This is a genomic window from Burkholderia sp. BCC1985, assembly GCF_905339915.1.
GTDB lineage: Bacteria > Pseudomonadota > Gammaproteobacteria > Burkholderiales > Burkholderiaceae > Burkholderia.
The window spans coordinates 101303-117552 of sequence record NZ_CAJPGY010000008.1 but is presented as its reverse complement, the minus strand read 5'-3'; the positions used below and the strand labels follow the sequence as shown (position 1 = coordinate 117552).

Genomic DNA, 16250 nt, shown 5'->3' with positions numbered 1-16250 from the left:
GTTCTAGATAAAATTCTTGTTCTCTTCGGCAATGCAGATCGCTTCCGTTATCGCCCATGCAATTGCCATCAGCAACCCGCCAAGCAAGCTCACGAAATAATCTCCAAGTGTGAATATCAGCACCCAATAAGGTTCTGCCGGTGTACCAACCATCGCGAGACCGGTCAGCAATCTGACCAGCGGAATCGACAGCCCGAGCGCCGTCAATGCCAATGCCATTCCGCGCAAACGAAGTGCGGTGTGGGCCGTCAACACTTCACCACGCCCGAAAGCAGCGAACATCTGCAGCGCCTGGTACAACGCGCAAATCAGCAGCCCTAGCGCGATACCGGTGGAAAGAAAACCACCGGCCCGGTGCGCCAACGAAAGGCTCACGGGAACAGCCGAATCCGCATGCGTGATTTCGCGCACGATATTTCCCAGTTCCCAATCCGGCAAACCAAACCAAATCCATGCCATGCAGACCACGGTGGCGACCGCGCCGCCCGTGATCAGCCACAGCATGGTAGTCGACAGCATGCGAAGACGCCGCATCGAGGCGCCCCCTTTGGTTGATGACGTGTACATATGCAAATTTCCTTACAGAATGGTTGCGGAATAGGTGCATTGTATTGTAAAACGGCAAAGTTGTATCGTTTCACATAAAACTTTTTCCGCTAAAGGTAAAAAAATGCGACATCAATCCCTTGCCAGCACACTGTTCATCATGCTTTCCTCGGCGCTTTGCACCGGGGCGGTGCGCGCTCAGTTGGGGTGTGCTGCGGATGGCTTCTGGTATCTCGGCGGTGACATCGGTTACGCACGCGACAAGTTCAGCACCGATCGCGCGGGATGGTCGGGCACTTCGTCCAACAACGCGACCGTGGGGCTGCGCGGCGGCTATCAATTCTCTCGGTACTTTTCGGTCGAAAGCACGCTCTCCAGCTTCGGTTCCGTGGAAGCGAAATCGGCAAGTCAAAAGGACAAATTCAGCCTTGGCGCATGGTCGGCAAACGCGGTCGGGCACCTGCCCATTACTGATCGTTTCGCCCTGCTGGGCATCGCCGGTATCGGATGGGAACTTGGTCGACGACGAGGTGACATCGAGTCGCGGAATCGCTCGGCCGGAATGTTCAATCTCGGACTTGGCGCAGCCTACGACATTACGCCGAATTGGCGCGCACGGGTTCAGTACATGAATTACAAGAAGCTGAGTTGGAAGGGCGTCAACGATGTTTCGGTGAAGGCGCAGACATTCACGGTAGGTGTTGATTACCTGTTCCGTTGATTGTGTGTCGTCGAGTTCTCCATATCTATGCGCTGCGTTGTCGGATCGGCGCTTCTTTTCCCAGGATGGATATGAATCACACCCGTTTTCGAATTCTCGCTATCGCTGGCATGCTCCTTTGCCTGAATGCATGTTCGCCGATTCAACTCGCCAACCCTGCAGCCTCAGCCGTGCGTATTACGACGCAGGAGCCGCGTGACCGATGCACCTTCCTTGGGGACATCACAGGCAGTCAAGGTGATCTCCTGCGTGGCAGGCTGACATCGAACGCCAATCTTGAATCTGGCGCACGTAATGACCTGAAGAACAAAGCCGCAGCTATGGGTGGCAATCTTGTCTACCTTCTCACGAACCGCGCAGGACAGACAGGTAGTTCCGACTACCTGGCGCAAACGAACGTCACCCTGTCTGGCAATGTGTATCGATGTCAGTAGGGCCGCTCACGCCGGTGACGGATCGCTGCTTCAGCTTCAAACGTGCTTGAACGAATCGATGCGCAGAAAAATGGCGATACGTCGGTGGCGTGATCGTCTGCGCAACGACCGTCGACAGCAAGTCATCGACCGGCATGCGGTTCGCGACCTGATCAAGCCGGCGCTTGCAACTGGCCGGCAGCGGAGCGTCGATGCACTGATTGCATCGACGCTCGGTGTTGACGTTGACACGACAATCGGTTACCGCAATTCTGGTTTTGGTCTCGGGTGCAGCACAAAATCCCAGTGAACTTTTTTGTTGCAAGGAAACGGGCGCTCTATGCGCCCGTCGTCGTTTCGGAACACGCGAGTGTGCACTCGTGCAGGTCGAGATATTTACTGTCCGTGCCAAAAATGGATGCCGGCACAATACGCGACGCGAACATGTGTCGGCCTATCGCGTCAACGGATTACTTGAGGGACTAGCGGACGCTCGAACAATGAGTGACGTCGATCTGTCGGTACGCTGTCGAGTCGGAATCAGAACCGGTGACGGATCCCGAGGCGAACCAGCATCTGATTGTTGGACGATGACGGACCGCCGGATCCAATCACATACGCGTTATCCATGACCGAGCCGGTCGTGTCGCCGCCGGCGCGTTGATACACGGCCTGGGCATACAGGTCGGTGCGCTTCGACAGGAAGTAATCGGACATCAGGCCGATGGTGTGGTAGTTCAGGTGTTGCGACGGGCCCGACGCATGGTAGTTCGCGCGCGTGAAGACGTACTCGCCGCCAAGGAACCAGGCAGGACTCACCTGATACTTGGCGTTGACTTCGATGTTGTTGAACGCAATCGAGGATACCGACGTGCCGCTCGAGGGCAGCAGCGAACCGGCATACGTCGAATTGATGGGGCGCAATGCGTTCGTATAGGTATACGCGAGGCCTAGAGTCACAGGGCCGGTCGTGTAGTTGACGCCGGCACCGAAGCGACGCACGCGGTTGGCCCGGAACGTGTCATCGCTGCCGTTGCTGACGGCACCCGACGAAGAACTGCCCGGTTGGTTCTGCTCTTCATAGCCAACGGCAACCGTCAGGTTGTCGCTGGTGTAGCGGCCGGCGATGCTGTACTGCCGATTGTTCGCGAAGTTCGTACTGTTGCTGAAGCCGTACGTCCCGCCGACCTGGAAGCCGCCGTAGCTTGGGCTCGTGTACTGGATCGTGTTGTTGACGCGCGTCGATCCTTCCGTGTCGTCATTGTCGTATGGGTGCGTGAACGCAAAGCCTGCCCAGTTGCCGTTGGCGGTCGTGGGCGCCACGAAGAAAAAGAAGGTGTCGTACTGGCGACCAATTGTCAACGTACCGAATCTCTTGTCTGACAGACCAACGAAAGCCTGACGGCCGAACTCAAGGCCGGCTTGGCCGAGTTGCCCGGTATTCACGTCGAAGCCGTTCTCAAGCTGAAATACGACCGATGTTCCGCCGCCGATATCTTCGACGCCGCGCACCCCCCACTGACTACCCTGCGTGTACCCACTTTCGAGGCCGACGAATTTCTTCCCGCCCACGTTGGTGGCGTAGTTGAGCCCTTCGTCGATGACGCCGTACAGCGTCACACTACTTTGAGCCATCACATGCGCTGACATGATCGCGAGCGTCATGGCGAGCAGTGTAGTCTTGATATTCATTAGTTATCCTATTAATTTATTGGATGTCGCGAGCCCGTGACAAGCACTGTCGGGTCGAGGTGACCGCGTCGGTTGATGCCCGGAATGTTCAGACCTTTGCCGTGCTTTCCGAGCACCTCGTCGCCGTTGTACAGTAGCAAGTGGTATTTACTTGGAAGTGTCGTTTTATTAGTGCGACTAATGTGGAATGCGAGGCGAGATGCAAAGCGTAAAGTTAAGTTCACACCAGATCACTGCCTTCACCGAGGTATTCCGACAACGGAGCGTGACGGATGCTGCGGCCGCCTTGGGCATCACGCAGTCGGCGGTAACGCAGCACCTATCGAACCTCGAAAAGCGTATCGGAGCCCCGCTTTTCACGCGGTACCGGTCCGGACTGGAGCCAACGAAGCCGGCGATCGAATTGTTCGCGTTGACCGACCAGATGCGCGTCCTCGAGCAGTTGGTGTCGGAGAAGATTGGTGCATACGAGATGCTGTCCACTGGCCATTTGACCGTCGTGGCGAATGCACCGCGTCCGGCTATGCCGTTGATCGCCAAATTTTCGAAACTCTTCCCCGGCGTCAAGATCAACTTCGCAGTCATCTCATGGGCTGCATCCATGCAGCGACTCGAGGGTTCTCAGGTTGACATCGCCATCGTTACCGACCCGGCTGACTTGCCGGGTCTTTACCGCGAGGAAATTCTCACCCAGAAGATGGTCGCGATTCTTCGTCGGGACCATCCGCTGGCCACGCAGGAAAGCGTTTCTCTGAACGAACTCACCGCGAATGGGCTGATTCTTCCTGGAGAGGGGACCCTTACGGCGCGAGAGGTGCGCGCCGTATGTAATACCCACGGGGTCGCCCTAACGGATCTGATCGAGATGACGTCTTATCCAGTGATGAAGGAGGCGGTGCTGCACGGGCTCGGGGTGGCCATAGCACTTGAGGACAGCATGTACCCGGAAGATGAGCTGACGTGCAGGCCGGTGCGGGAGATGGACAAGCTCTACAAGACCTATCTGGTTACAACAAGCGGAAGAAGGGCGCTGCATTTTGTGCGCTCGTTCTTTGATGTCGCGACCGAGCGGGAGCTGGGCTGAGCGCTTGTGCAGTGACGCGGCTTTTGAATCGGCTGGGAACTTTCATTAGCGTCACTAATATGACGTCACCTTATCGTTAACCAGACTGAATACAGTTGCTTCATTCCCAGCAGCCGACACCTGTCGAAGGCACATGAAGCAATGAGCAAATCTTCCCTACCTATCGTCGACCTTTCACAGTTTCGGGAGGCTTCGACACGCTCGAGTTTCGTCTCGGAACTTCGTGACGTCCTCTATGACCATGGATTCTTCTACTTGGCCGGTCATGCCGTGGCGCCGGAGCTGACGGCCCGCGTCATCGAAGTGTCGCAGCAATTCTTCGCTTTACCGGAAGAAGACAAACTCGCCATTGAGATGGTCAAGTCGCGGCATTTCCGCGGCTACAACCGTGTGGGCTTCGAGCTCACCGGAGGAAAGAAGGACTGGCGTGAACAGGTCGACTTCGATACCGACAAGCCGGCTCTCGACCTGAAAGCGGGCGATGCGCCGTGGAAACGCGCCATCGGTCCCAATCAGTGGCCGGAGGCATTGCCGGAGCTGCGTGACGTCATCTTGAAATACCAGGCAGAAGCAACGCGCGTGGGGCGAGAAGTCTTAAAGGCAATCGCTGTCGCTATCAATCACCCGGAAGATACCTTCGAATCGATGTTCGAGCCGCATCCTGCTCAACATCTGAAAATCGTTCGCTACCCCGGTAGCGACTTGATCGAAAACCAGCAGGGCGTCGGCGCTCACAAGGACGGTGGCCTTATCACCATCCTGCTCAACGACCACAACCCAGGCCTCATGGTGCAGACCTCGACTGGCGAATGGATTGAAGCACCGCCGATTCCGGGCTCGTTCATCGTAAACACGGGCGAACTCCTGGAGATGATTACCGATGGCTTTGTGCGCGCAGATGTGCACCGTGTAATTACGCCGCCAGCAGGGGTTAGCCGCTATTCCGTACCGTTCTTCCTTGGTGCGAACCTGCTTGCTCCGCTGCCGCAGCTCCGGGTTGCCGGGGACCTGAGAAGAGCAGTCCGTGGCATTACCAAGGACCCGACTAATCCGCTCTTCCAGGATGTTGGTACCAACCATCTGAAAGCACGAATCCGCTCCCATCCGGATGTCGCGCGAGCCCACTATAAGGATGTCGAACTCCGGGGGAACGGGTTCGCTTACGTCTGAGTTTTTTAGCGAAGGCAGACGTCGCCCGACGACTCCAAGTGTCTTCGAAACTCTCGCTTAGTCGTCTGACGAATCTGCAGTCCGTGGCGGTGAACTTATTAGTTTGGCTAATGCGACGACTTATGCGCGTAAATGGCGCTGGTTAGGATGTGCAGGGGAGTCAGCCGACTTCTGTTGTCAGGACGTCGGTTCGCTAAAAAATTTGGTAGTTCTTTTGAGGAAGCAACGATGAAAACGAGCAGCGACAGAATCTTGACCACCCACGTCGGCAGCTTGCCACGGCCGCTGCCGCTGGAAGAAATGCTGTACGCGAAGGAGATGGGTACGCTGGATAGCGAGCGTGCGGCAACGCTTCCGGACCACGTTGCGTCGGCTGTCTCCGAGATCGCGAAGAAGCAGGCTGAGGTCGGCGTGTCGATTATCGACGACGGCGAGATGAGCAAGTATGCGTACTCGACATACGCGCGCAACCGGCTCACCGGCCTCACCGGCGCGAACCAGACGTTAGCGCTGTCCGAACTGATTGAATTTCCGAACTTCGCCAAGCGCATCAACCTGGATATCCGGACCCCGGCATGTATCGGGCCGATCGAGTACCGCGGCGAGGCGGAGCTGCGGATCGACATTGAGAACTTCAAGTCGGCACTGGCCGGTGTGGCCCACGAAGACGGTTTCATGAATGCATCCTCGCCCGGCATCATGGCGCACTACATGCCGAACCAGTTCTACCCGAGCCATGAGGCGTATCTGTATGCGCTGGCCGATGCGATGAAGCACGAATACGATGCGATTGTCGCGTCGGGACTGATCCTGCAGATCGATTGCCCGGACCTCGCATTGGGTCGCCACTTCCGTGCCGAACCGATGTCGGTCGAAGAATTTCGCAGCGAAGTCGCGATGCTCGTCGAAGTGCTCAACCACGCGCTGCGGGACATTCCGGCGGACCGCGTTCGTATGCATCTGTGCTGGGGAAACTATGAGTCCCCCCACCACCATGACATCGACTTGCACGAGATCTTTGACCTGGTAATCAAGGCCCGTCCGATGGCGCTTTTGCTCGAAGCGGCGAATCCACGCCACGCGCATGAATGGAGCTTGTTCAAGGAAACGAGTCTCCCCGAAGACAAGATTATCGTGCCTGGGGTCATCGATACCTGCACGAACTATATCGAGCATCGTGAAGTCGTGGCGCAGCGCATTCAGCAGTATGCGGATCTGGTTGGGCGCGAGCGCGTCATCGCGGGTACCGATTGTGGTTTCGCGAGTTTGGCGACCATGAAGACGGTCGACCCTGATATTGCGTGGAAGAAGCTGGAAGCGATGGTGCAAGGGGCAGAGATCGCATCGTCGCGCCTGTGGCGCAAGGCGACGTAACAATTGACGTACGAAGCAAGTTGACTGACAAACAATGAAAATCATTCACATCACTGATGTTCACCTGGTTCCTCCGGGTCATGAGCTGTTTGAAACTGACCCGCAGGACCGTCTGCACGCGTGCCTGAAACATGTCGCAGCACATCATGCAGATGCGGACCTGTGCGTCATGACCGGCGACCTCGCACACGATGGAGAAGAGGAGGCATACATCGCGTTGCGCGATGCGCTGCGCGACTTCCCGATTCCGGTTCAACTGGTCGTCGGCAACCATGACGATCGCCGCAAGTTTCGCGGCGTGTTTCCGGATGCACCGGTCGACGAGCACGGGTTCATCCAGTCGTACACCGATACCCCGGTCGGTCGATTCATCTTCCTGGACACGAAGCAAGATGGTACGCATGCGGGATGGTACTGCGAGCGGCGCCAGGCGTGGCTCGATGCGCGCCTGAACGAGGCGGCCGACAAACCGTCCTATCTTTTCATGCACCATCCGCCTTTTCGCATCCACCTTCCGTCGATGGACAACATCATGCTGCGCAACCCAGATGATTTTGCGGCAATCGTGGGGAAGCACGACGTCGGACACGTCTTCTTCGGGCACGTGCATCGCCCGGTTTCAGGAACGTGGCGAAACATCCCCTTTAGCACCCTCGCGGGACTGAACCACCAGACGGCCCTCGATTTCGGTCAGAACGGAATCGTAACGAGTCTCGAGCCACCCGCGTACTCCATCGTCTTCTTCGACGAGACCGGCATCGTAATCCACAACCACGAATTCCTTGATAACAGCCCGCGCTTCCGATACGACCCGAACGGGAAGAAGGATAATCAGGTAATGCGCATCTAACGCGCGAACGGCGTAGAAAAATATTTCGAGATATTTCCATTGCAATTATTTCGATATCCTAAAGGTGTGTCATGAGCAACAACCGTCGAGATTTCATCAAATCGATTGCGGCCCTTTCGGGAGCCGTGCTCGCAGAATCGATTCCGTTTTCCGCGTTTGCCGGATCGGAATCGGTCACGATTGCCTCGCTGCACGATATTTCGGGGGCGTTCAACGCCTACAGCGTCGGGGCAAACATGTGTATGCAGTTCGCTGCCAAGGAGCTGAATGCGGCGGGCGGGTTGCTCGGAAAGCAAGTCGTGGTCAAGGTTTATGACGCACAGTCGGACATCAACAAGTATCCGCAGTACGCGCAGCAGGCGGCGCTTCGTGACCGCGTGGTCATGGCGATGGGTGCGCTGACGGGCGCCGCGCGCGAGGCTACGCGCCCGATTCTCCGCAAGTACAAGGTTCCGTACTTCTATGGCTCGGTGTATGAAGGCGGCGTGTGCGAACAGAACACGTTCTGTGTGAACACGGAAGGGAATCAGCAAATCGTTCCGCTGCTCGAGTGGTCGTTCAAGAACCTCGGCAAGAAGCTCTACTACATCGCTTCCGACTACAACGCCCCTCGCACCTTCGGCGCCTGGAATCACGTGATGGCCAAGCGGCAAGGTGGCAGCGTCGTGGCCGACGACTACTACCCGCTCGACACGACGGACTTCACGTCGGCCATCGCGAAAATTCAGGCCGCAAAGCCGGACTTCATCCATTCGTGTCTGGTCGGTGGGCCGGCGATGGCGTTCTACCGCCAGTGGGCAGCCGCCGGTATGCTGAAGAAAATCCCGATCGTTTCGATGATCTTCGGCGCTGGCCTTGAGCACGAAGTTCTTTCGCCGCAAGAGACCAACGGCATCTACGCTGCGTACAACTATTTCCAGGAACTCGACACACCGCAGAACAAGGACTTCCTGAGCCGCTTCCGCAAGGCGATGGGCAACGACCATCCGTACCTGAGCGGCGAAGCAATCGGCGGCTACAACGGAGTCATGCTGTGGGCGGAGTGCGTGAAGCGCGCGAAGAGCTTCGACCGCGATGCCGTGATGAAGGCATGGGAAAGCGGAATTTCCTGGGAAGGCCCTGGTGGCAGGATGGTCACGGACGGGCCGACCCACCATACGACGCAGGACGTGCACATCATCCGCGTTCAGGACCGTGTGTGGAGCCTCGTCGAGACCCGAAAGCAGATTCGCCCCGACCCGTACGGTGGCCGCTGCGACGTTCCGAAGTACCCGGCGCAGACCGAGTTCCTGCAACCGCAACTTTGATTGCCTGAAGCGGTTTCGGTGAACCGTGCGCCGCATCTTCCAGGCGCACGGTTTGTCGTGGCTAACGGCTTCCAGCCGGGCGAGACATGGACACAATTCTGATTTTGGCATTCACGGTCGTCAATGCCATTGCCATCCTGGCGCTAATCAGCTCAGGGCTGGCGGTCATCTTCGGGATGATGCGCGTCATCAACTTCGCGCACGGGGAATTCCTGATGCTTGGCGGCTATGCGACGATTCTCGCGTGCCAGCTCGGACTCAATATCTGGTTTGCGATTTTTGCCGTCGCTCCCCTCACTGTGGGGCTCATCGGCTGTCTCGTAGAGCGCCTGATCATCAGGCGGATGTACGGCAACCTCGTGGGAACCATGCTGGCGACCTGGGGGCTAAGCCTGTTCCTGATTGGCGGAATTACCGCAATCTTTGGCAATACGATCAACGGCGTGAGTGCACCGCTTGGCACTATTCGGGTCGGTAGCAGCGGCTACACACTTGGTGCATATCAGGTTGCAATCGTGGCAATTGCCTTCGCGCTGGTGGCTTGCGGATATGTTGTGCTGATGCGCACCCGCGTCGGGCTCGTTGCGCGAGCGGCTATGCTCAATCCCGAGTTGGCATCCGTACTTGGCTTCAATCAGAGCCGCATCTACGCGGTGACGTTCACGCTTGGCGCGGCACTGAGCGGTTTTGCCGGCGCGCTGCTGGCACCAATCTCCGGCGTGACACCACATATGGGTGCTGCCTACGTCGCGAAGGCCTTCGTGACGGTGATATGTGGAGGTGGTTCGGTCGTAGCCGGTCTGATGTCGGCAGCGACGGTCCTCGGGCCAGTGGAAGCACTCGTGTCTGTCGTGGCAACGCCCATCGTCGGACAGGCTGCGCTGCTGCTGGTTGCGATCGTCCTGCTGCGAATATATCCGAAGGGCATTTCCGGACTCTGGACTGGGGAGCGCTAACGTGCGACAAGTGATCTTCAAGCGAATTTTCTTTTTTGTACTGCTGGCCGTCGGATTAGTCGCGCCATACGTGCTCGATCCGTTCAACCTTGTGTCCGGGGCAGGATATGCCGCGCTGGCTATCGGCGGCCTTGGGCTCGCGTTTGTATGGGGCACCCTGGGTGTGTTGAGTCTGGGGCACACCGCATTCTTCGGGCTCGGCGCTTACGCCTACGCTTTGTGTGCGATGAATATGGGCAGCAGTACATGGGCGATATTGGCTGCCGTCGCGCTGCCCGTCATCGTCTCGCTCGCCCTCGGCTACTTCCTGTTCTTTAGCCGACTCGGTGACGTCTATTTGGCCGTTATCACGCTTTGCGTGACGCTGATTTTCTTTTCATTCTTCAGCAGCACGGCCGATCCGTTCTATCACTTCGGCAGCGTACCGCTGGGCGGGTTCAATGGCATCAACGGAGTTCCCGGCCTGAATATCCCTGGGATGCCGGAGACCCAGTTATCAGTCGGGACCACCTTCTTGGTTTGTGTTGTGGCCCTGAGTTTGGTTTACGCGGTGCTGACTTGGCTGCGGGAGCATCGCATCGGGCGTGTGATGGTTGCAATCAAGGAAAACGAACTGCGTTGCGAACTACTCGGTTATGACGTGCGTTTGTACAAGCTCGTCGGCTATACGATTAGTGCAGCTGTTGCCGGGCTGTCCGGCGCGCTTTATACGTCGGTCGCAGGATTCGTCGGTCCCAATGCGTTTGACCTTTCCCAGGCCTCGCAATTCGTTCTGTGGGTGATTGCCGGCGGATTGGGGGCGCTGGCCGGTCCGGTCGTCGCTGCGATCGGTTTTCAGTTGCTGGCGAGCTATCTCGGTACTAGCCAAACGATCAATACCGAGCTTGTGTTTGGCACGGTAATCATCGCACTCGTGCTGTTGATTCCTCAGGGCGTGCTGCCGTGGATGAAGACTTGGGGCGTGCGGTTGCGCAGGTTCACACCGATGTCGAGGGCCTCCGAATGAAGCCGACCCCCATCATTTCGACGCGAGCACTGGTCAAGCAGTTCGGTGGCGTTCGTGCAGTCGATTCCGTTGATTTCGAGGTGTTCCCTGGCGAAATTCGCTGCCTGATCGGTCCGAACGGCGCCGGCAAGAGCACCTTGTTCAAGTGCTTGACGCATCAGTATCGACCGACCAGCGGCGCGGTGTTCTTTGAGGGGAACGACGTTGGGGCACTACCGAGCTTCAAAGTGGCCCGACTGGGAATTGCCATCAAGAACCAGATTCCGAGCGTCTATCCGAATCTGACGACGCGTGAGAGCATCGAGTTGGCTTTGCACTCGCAGAACCTGAGCAAGCGCGACGCGCAGCTCAAGATGGCGGAGATCCTCGATGAAATCGACTTCTCGGACGAGCTGGCACGCGCGCCTGTGAACAGCTTGTCGCATGCGCACCGTCAATGGTGCGAGTTGGGGATGCTGCGCGCCAGCGCTCCGCGCCTCGCCTTGCTCGACGAGCCTACCGCCGGCATGACATCGACCGAGATGCTGAAGACTGTGGAGTTGATTCGATTGCTCAACAAGCAGGCCACTGTAATTGTCGTGGAGCACGACCTCGACTTCATCGCCCGGCTCGCGGAGCGCGTGACCGTCCTCCACAAAGGACAGGTCATAGCCGATGACACGATGGACAACATCCAGGCAAACGAGATGGTGCGCGACGTCTATCTCGGGCGAAAGAAGGAGATTAATGATGCTCATTCTTAAGGATGTGACGGCTGGCTATGGTGGGGCACCGGTCCTGCACGGCACGAACCTGGCGATGGCCGATCGCGAGATTCTCGGCCTCGTTGGCTACAACGGCATGGGAAAGACGTCCTTGCTGAAGACCGTAATGGGTGTATTGCCTATTCGCTCGGGGACTATCACATGGCGCGGCGAAGCAATTCAGGACCTGGCTGTTCATCTGCGTAGCCGCCACGGCGTCGCGATGGTTGCCCAAGGTTGTGCCGGCTTCCCGCAGCTTACCGTGATGGAAAACCTGCGCCTAGCCTCGTTCGCAGACCGACGCCAGCGTGAGCAGGCCGTCGAAAAGGTTATCGCACAAATTCCGCGCCTTGAGCGCCTGCTCAAGAGGCCGAGCTCAGGACTTTCCGGTGGCGAGCGCCAGTTGCTATCGCTGGCCCGAGCCCTGATTACGGTGCCGCGACTGCTGCTAGTCGACGAAATTACGGACGGTGTGCAGCCGTCGGTATGTGATGAGTTGTCCGAGTTGCTCAACATCATCGCGAAGAATGATCGCTTGGCGATGCTCATCGTGGACCAAGACCTGAGCTTTGTTGCGTCGGTGGTTGAGCGTGCGGTTCTCATGCAGAAAGGACGCATCGTTGCGGACCGATCGCGCGAGCAGTTGCTTGGCGACACGCCTTTTGATGTCGAGACAGCCGCCGCAGCGTGACGATGCGTCTTTCTACGTTGATTGATTCCGATATGGATGGCGAAAGAAATACAAGCGAGGAAACCATCGACAAAGCGTGTAACGCAGCACGTGGCATGACCGTAGGGTGCTGGTTCCACAATCTGTGGTTGCGCGCGATAGAAACCCGAGCTCGGCGCCCGTATGCGGCGTCTTCCGCGCAAGACCGCGGGCACGGCCCCTTGAGAAACTCCCATTCCGTGGCGATTCTGGTTATTGGGAAAGATATTTCCGGATAGGCCGCGCCAACGGGAACGAATTCAAACGGAAATCGCGTGCGATGCTTGGAGGTCGTTCGATCGTCGATGCGGACGAATGGCACGCCATTTCGCGAAGCGATTTCTTCCTTTACAACCCAAGGAGAACACAATGGCTTCAATTTTGGATGAACTGGCAACTCTGTACACGGACGCAGCGCAAGGGCGCTATGGCCTGACGGCTGTCCGGCAGCAAGAGCATGCTCTACAAGCCGGCATGCTCGCTGAAGCGAACGACGATCCTGCCGCGCTGATTGCTGCGTCCTTCCTTCACGACGCGGGACACATGATTCACAATCTAGGCGAGGATTGTGCCGCGAAAGGAATCGACGATACACATGAGCAGCGTGGTGCTCGGTGGCTGTCGCAGTATTTTGGACAGGATGTAACCGAACCGATTCGCCTGCATGTGGCGGCAAAGAGATATCTCTGCACTGTTGAGCCGGAATACAACAAGTGCCTTGCGCCGGACTCGGTTCGCTCCCTTCAATTGCAAGGCGGGTTGATGACGGAGGATGAGATTTCGGCGTTCATTCGAGAGCCGTATGCACAGGATGCGATTCGTGTGCGCCGTTACGACGACCTCGCAAAGACGCCCGGTGTCGTGACGCCGCCTGTCGACCACTTCCTTGCCCAGTTGAAGCCGCTGCTGAAGTAGGGATGGCCCGGCTCTCGGGCGCGGTGTTCGCATGAACGAGGGGCGTGATGATCGGGCAAGCGGCCCTTCTTTCAGGGGGGGAGTCAATCTCGCGCCCCTGTCCATCCGGGCGAGTGGAGGGATGCCGCAACGTCGGGCGAGGTGGTTGGTGGGATCGATGTCGAGCCACCGAGCACCGATGAAGTTCAGGTACGGGTTCCGGACTCAGCCGTATGCGATACGTGACGTCTGCGCGGACATCCACGTATGCCTTCCTGGATGATCGGAACCTTGTGCATGTCCCTTGCGCCAGTGTACCGGTCTGGAGTTCATCGCAGTTGATCGCGAGGCGGGTGAACGACGTAGCGCACCACCAGGTGCCATCCGCCAACCATCTCGATTCTGACGACACGCTCCCTCGGGTTGTCGCGCTTCGACCGCAGGTGTTGATCAGCATATTCGTGGCCCGTCGCGACTTGCACGTCGGGCCACATATGTGGATGTCAGGCACGAAGTATCCACGTTCGGTACGCTGATTCGTCTTGCGGCACAATTTCCGTATCGAGTAACGCGCCGCAACCGGGACAGAATAGCTGACGCAGTACGATCGATCTTTCAGTGAAGCAAGCCGGATCTGCATGCATCACCGCTCGTGCGGCTGCTGCCGGCGACTCGCGCCGGATCGCATGTTTTAACGGGGCGGTTGTGCACTCGCCTAAAACGGTTGAGCAATGCGAACACAAAACGGCCCCTGACTCGCCGGCTTCCAGGTTGTCGTCGATCTGCATGGACTTACTCCTTGGTTGCATGGGCCAACGGACTCGTTCGTTCCTGGCGAACCCGAACTCGATGTCGATCAGTTGCTGAAATATCGATTTCTCCCTCACTGTCGAACACGACGCCGTACACGTCGTGTGCCGCTTGCGGCGAAACCTTGAAATTGGCAACGTCGATCGCGACACGACCGGGGTCGCGCTGCAGAGGATCTCCGTAGCCACCGCCGCCCTGCCAATGGGTGAAATACGTATCGGATTCGGCGAGGTTTGTTTCAATGTGTGATGGCAGGACATGAGGTGTACCGCAAAGTTCTTCCAGTGACGCGGGGATTCGGCCATTTGAGAGCAGCTCTCGAGCCGCGGCGCCACGAATCAAGACGTCATGTTGTGTCGCAGCCGGATATCCGCCACCAATTCCGGTGGCCAATGGTATGGCTTTCCCGGGCGCGGAAACCACGAGATGCAACTCGCCGAGCGGCGAATCGTGTGGCAAGAAGCAGCTGGATCCTCCCACGCCTCCGCGGTATCGACCGGGGCCACCAGAGTCGATTTCTTCTCGGCGCCAAAGATACAGGATTGGAAACGCGAACTCGTTGATCTCCACATCCGCCACGCGTCCCATCGGAATGCAGTTCAGGCCGCCCGTGTCGACCCCATCCTGGTCGGCGCGAGCGCCAAGACCACCGGCCATGGCATCGCACAGCATGGTGACGAACGGGCCGCCTCGCTGGTCGACACCGGCAATGAGTGCAAGGTCCCATGTGCCGCAGCAGACGCACATCATCGACTTGCGATGTTCGGGATGCACGGACAACATTTTTCCGATGCATTCGGATACCGCGTTCTGGGTAGCCCATGCCGACGCGACCGACGCCTTGCCGACGCCTGCCGGGAACGTGCAGTTATTGATCGTCCCGGGTTCGCTCGTGATTTCCAAACAACGGTACAGCCCCCCGGGCGCCCACGGTATATCCGCGCAGAGCATGGTGAGCACGATGGGCATGATGCCGCCGCGCAAGCCAGCGTAGGTGCAGTTGATGAACCCTTCGACCTGTGCGTCGGTACCGGTAAAGTCGAAATGGAGCGTGTCACCGCGCTTGTGCATTGCCAGCACGATCTTGTAAATGCCCTGATCGCCGCTGCGCGCGCTATCCTGATGGGCTACCGCGCCCCACGATCCGTCCGGCAGCGATCGAAGCTTGGCGCGCAGGCGCGCTTCGGCGTCGGACATAATCCGCTTCATGACAGCTTTCACCGTTCGGGCATCGTATTTCGTGATCAGGCGGTTCAGCAATTCCTGTGCGATATTGTTCGCACCGATTTTCGCACGCAGATCCAGCGCGATGAGCTTCGGTACGCGAGAGCGCCTCAGATACATGTCTTCGACATCGACACGCAACTCGCCATTTTCCACAATTTTCACGGGCGGAACCGGTGTGGACTCCCAAAAGACGTCGTGCCCTTCCACAGACCAGCTTCCCGGCGAGACGCCACCGAGATCCACCTGGTGGCACACGGCTGCGGTCCACGCAAACAACTTCCCCTGATGGAACAGAGGCGCCAGTACCGTTACATCGTTCTGGTGAAGGCCACCGCCGACCCATGGATCATTGCACAGGAACATGTCGCCGGGGCGGATGCCGGGGCGCTCGGATCGATGCTCAAGGGTCCATTTGACCGCCATGTCGACCGAGGCGGCAAGTTGGGTGTTATACAGCCCGACGAGTACGGAGTTGCCGCACTCGTCGAGAATGGTTGCGCCGAAATCATTCGCGTCGGTTACGACGACAGAACCGGACATGCGTTTGAGCGCATCGCCCATTTCTTCGGTGATCATCGCGAGCCGATGGCGGATGACTTCATACGTGAGCGGATCGACGGCGGCAATGTCTTGGTCGGTCACGTCATGTAGGTCGATGTGGTTTTCGACGCCACGGTGAATCTGAGATGTGTCGCCAGGACGACGAGAAAATCGTTCTGAACCTGCCACATGAAGGATGGTCATCAAG

Annotated in this window: 17 protein-coding genes; 13 read left to right on the top strand and 4 right to left on the bottom strand. The window is 57.9% G+C overall.

Going from position 1 to position 16250, the window contains the following annotated elements; translation table 11 throughout:
- Positions 1–3: 3 nt before the first annotated feature.
- Positions 4–519: a DUF2975 domain-containing protein gene (locus tag U4Z31_RS10420; protein ID WP_321810234.1), complete on the bottom strand. Its 516-nt coding sequence runs from the start codon at positions 517–519 to the stop codon at positions 4–6.
- A 151-nt stretch (positions 520–670) separates the two neighbouring features.
- Between U4Z31_RS10420 and U4Z31_RS10415 the strand changes: the two genes are divergently transcribed.
- From U4Z31_RS10415 to U4Z31_RS10405, 3 genes are all read left to right on the top strand, one after another.
- Positions 671–1267, top strand: coding sequence for a porin family protein (locus tag U4Z31_RS10415; protein WP_321810233.1), 597 nt, complete (start codon positions 671–673; stop codon positions 1265–1267).
- Between the two features lie 71 nt (positions 1268–1338).
- Positions 1339–1701 (top strand): DUF4156 domain-containing protein, encoded by a 363-nt coding sequence (locus U4Z31_RS10410; RefSeq protein WP_321810232.1) that lies wholly within the window; start codon positions 1339–1341, stop codon positions 1699–1701.
- A gap of 46 nt (positions 1702–1747) precedes the next feature.
- The gene (locus U4Z31_RS10405; RefSeq protein ID WP_321810231.1) at positions 1748–1990 is read left to right on the top strand and encodes a hypothetical protein; all 243 of its coding nucleotides are present in this window, start codon (positions 1748–1750) and stop codon (positions 1988–1990) included.
- Between the two features lie 230 nt (positions 1991–2220).
- On the opposite strand, the gene U4Z31_RS10400 is transcribed toward U4Z31_RS10405, so the two are convergent.
- Positions 2221–3372, bottom strand: coding sequence for a porin (locus U4Z31_RS10400; protein ID WP_321810230.1), 1152 nt, complete (start codon positions 3370–3372; stop codon positions 2221–2223).
- A 199-nt stretch (positions 3373–3571) separates the two neighbouring features.
- On the opposite strand from U4Z31_RS10400, the gene U4Z31_RS10395 reads away from it, so the two are divergent.
- From U4Z31_RS10395 to U4Z31_RS10350, 10 genes are all read left to right on the top strand, one after another.
- A complete protein-coding gene (locus U4Z31_RS10395; RefSeq protein ID WP_321810229.1) occupies positions 3572–4456 on the top strand; it encodes a LysR family transcriptional regulator in 885 nt (294 codons plus the stop codon).
- A gap of 141 nt (positions 4457–4597) precedes the next feature.
- Positions 4598–5626 carry an isopenicillin N synthase family dioxygenase gene (locus tag U4Z31_RS10390; protein WP_321810228.1) on the top strand — a complete coding sequence of 343 codons (1029 nt, stop codon included), beginning with the start codon at positions 4598–4600 and terminating at the stop codon, positions 5624–5626.
- Positions 5627–5854: 228 nt separating this feature from the next.
- Positions 5855–7000, top strand: coding sequence for a cobalamin-independent methionine synthase II family protein (locus tag U4Z31_RS10385; protein ID WP_321810227.1), 1146 nt, complete (start codon positions 5855–5857; stop codon positions 6998–7000).
- A gap of 34 nt (positions 7001–7034) precedes the next feature.
- The gene (locus U4Z31_RS10380) at positions 7035–7850 is read left to right on the top strand and encodes a phosphodiesterase (RefSeq protein ID WP_124488523.1); all 816 of its coding nucleotides are present in this window, start codon (positions 7035–7037) and stop codon (positions 7848–7850) included.
- Positions 7851–7921: 71 nt separating this feature from the next.
- A complete protein-coding gene (locus U4Z31_RS10375; RefSeq protein ID WP_321810226.1) occupies positions 7922–9157 on the top strand; it encodes an ABC transporter substrate-binding protein in 1236 nt (411 codons plus the stop codon).
- Positions 9158–9243: 86 nt separating this feature from the next.
- A complete protein-coding gene (locus U4Z31_RS10370; RefSeq protein WP_321810225.1) occupies positions 9244–10113 on the top strand; it encodes an ABC transporter permease subunit in 870 nt (289 codons plus the stop codon).
- A 1-nt stretch (position 10114) separates the two neighbouring features.
- Positions 10115–11119, top strand: a complete 1005-nt coding sequence (locus tag U4Z31_RS10365) for a branched-chain amino acid ABC transporter permease (RefSeq protein ID WP_321810224.1) — start codon at positions 10115–10117, stop codon at positions 11117–11119.
- Positions 11116–11862 (top strand): ATP-binding cassette domain-containing protein, encoded by a 747-nt coding sequence (locus U4Z31_RS10360; RefSeq protein ID WP_124580139.1) that lies wholly within the window; start codon positions 11116–11118, stop codon positions 11860–11862. Before U4Z31_RS10365 ends, U4Z31_RS10360 begins: the two co-directional genes overlap by 4 nt.
- Positions 11846–12553 (top strand): ABC transporter ATP-binding protein, encoded by a 708-nt coding sequence (locus U4Z31_RS10355; RefSeq protein ID WP_321810223.1) that lies wholly within the window; start codon positions 11846–11848, stop codon positions 12551–12553. Before U4Z31_RS10360 ends, U4Z31_RS10355 begins: the two co-directional genes overlap by 17 nt.
- 387 nt (positions 12554–12940) lie before the next feature.
- The gene (locus U4Z31_RS10350; RefSeq protein ID WP_124488529.1) at positions 12941–13486 is read left to right on the top strand and encodes a phosphohydrolase; all 546 of its coding nucleotides are present in this window, start codon (positions 12941–12943) and stop codon (positions 13484–13486) included.
- Between the two features lie 482 nt (positions 13487–13968).
- On the opposite strand, the gene U4Z31_RS10345 is transcribed toward U4Z31_RS10350, so the two are convergent.
- Both U4Z31_RS10345 and U4Z31_RS10340 read right to left on the bottom strand, forming a co-directional pair.
- Positions 13969–14253 carry a hypothetical protein gene (locus tag U4Z31_RS10345; protein ID WP_185715759.1) on the bottom strand — a complete coding sequence of 95 codons (285 nt, stop codon included), beginning with the start codon at positions 14251–14253 and terminating at the stop codon, positions 13969–13971.
- A 4-nt stretch (positions 14254–14257) separates the two neighbouring features.
- A complete protein-coding gene (locus tag U4Z31_RS10340; protein ID WP_321810222.1) occupies positions 14258–16246 on the bottom strand; it encodes a hydantoinase B/oxoprolinase family protein in 1989 nt (662 codons plus the stop codon).
- Between the last annotated feature and the right edge of the window lie 4 nt (positions 16247–16250).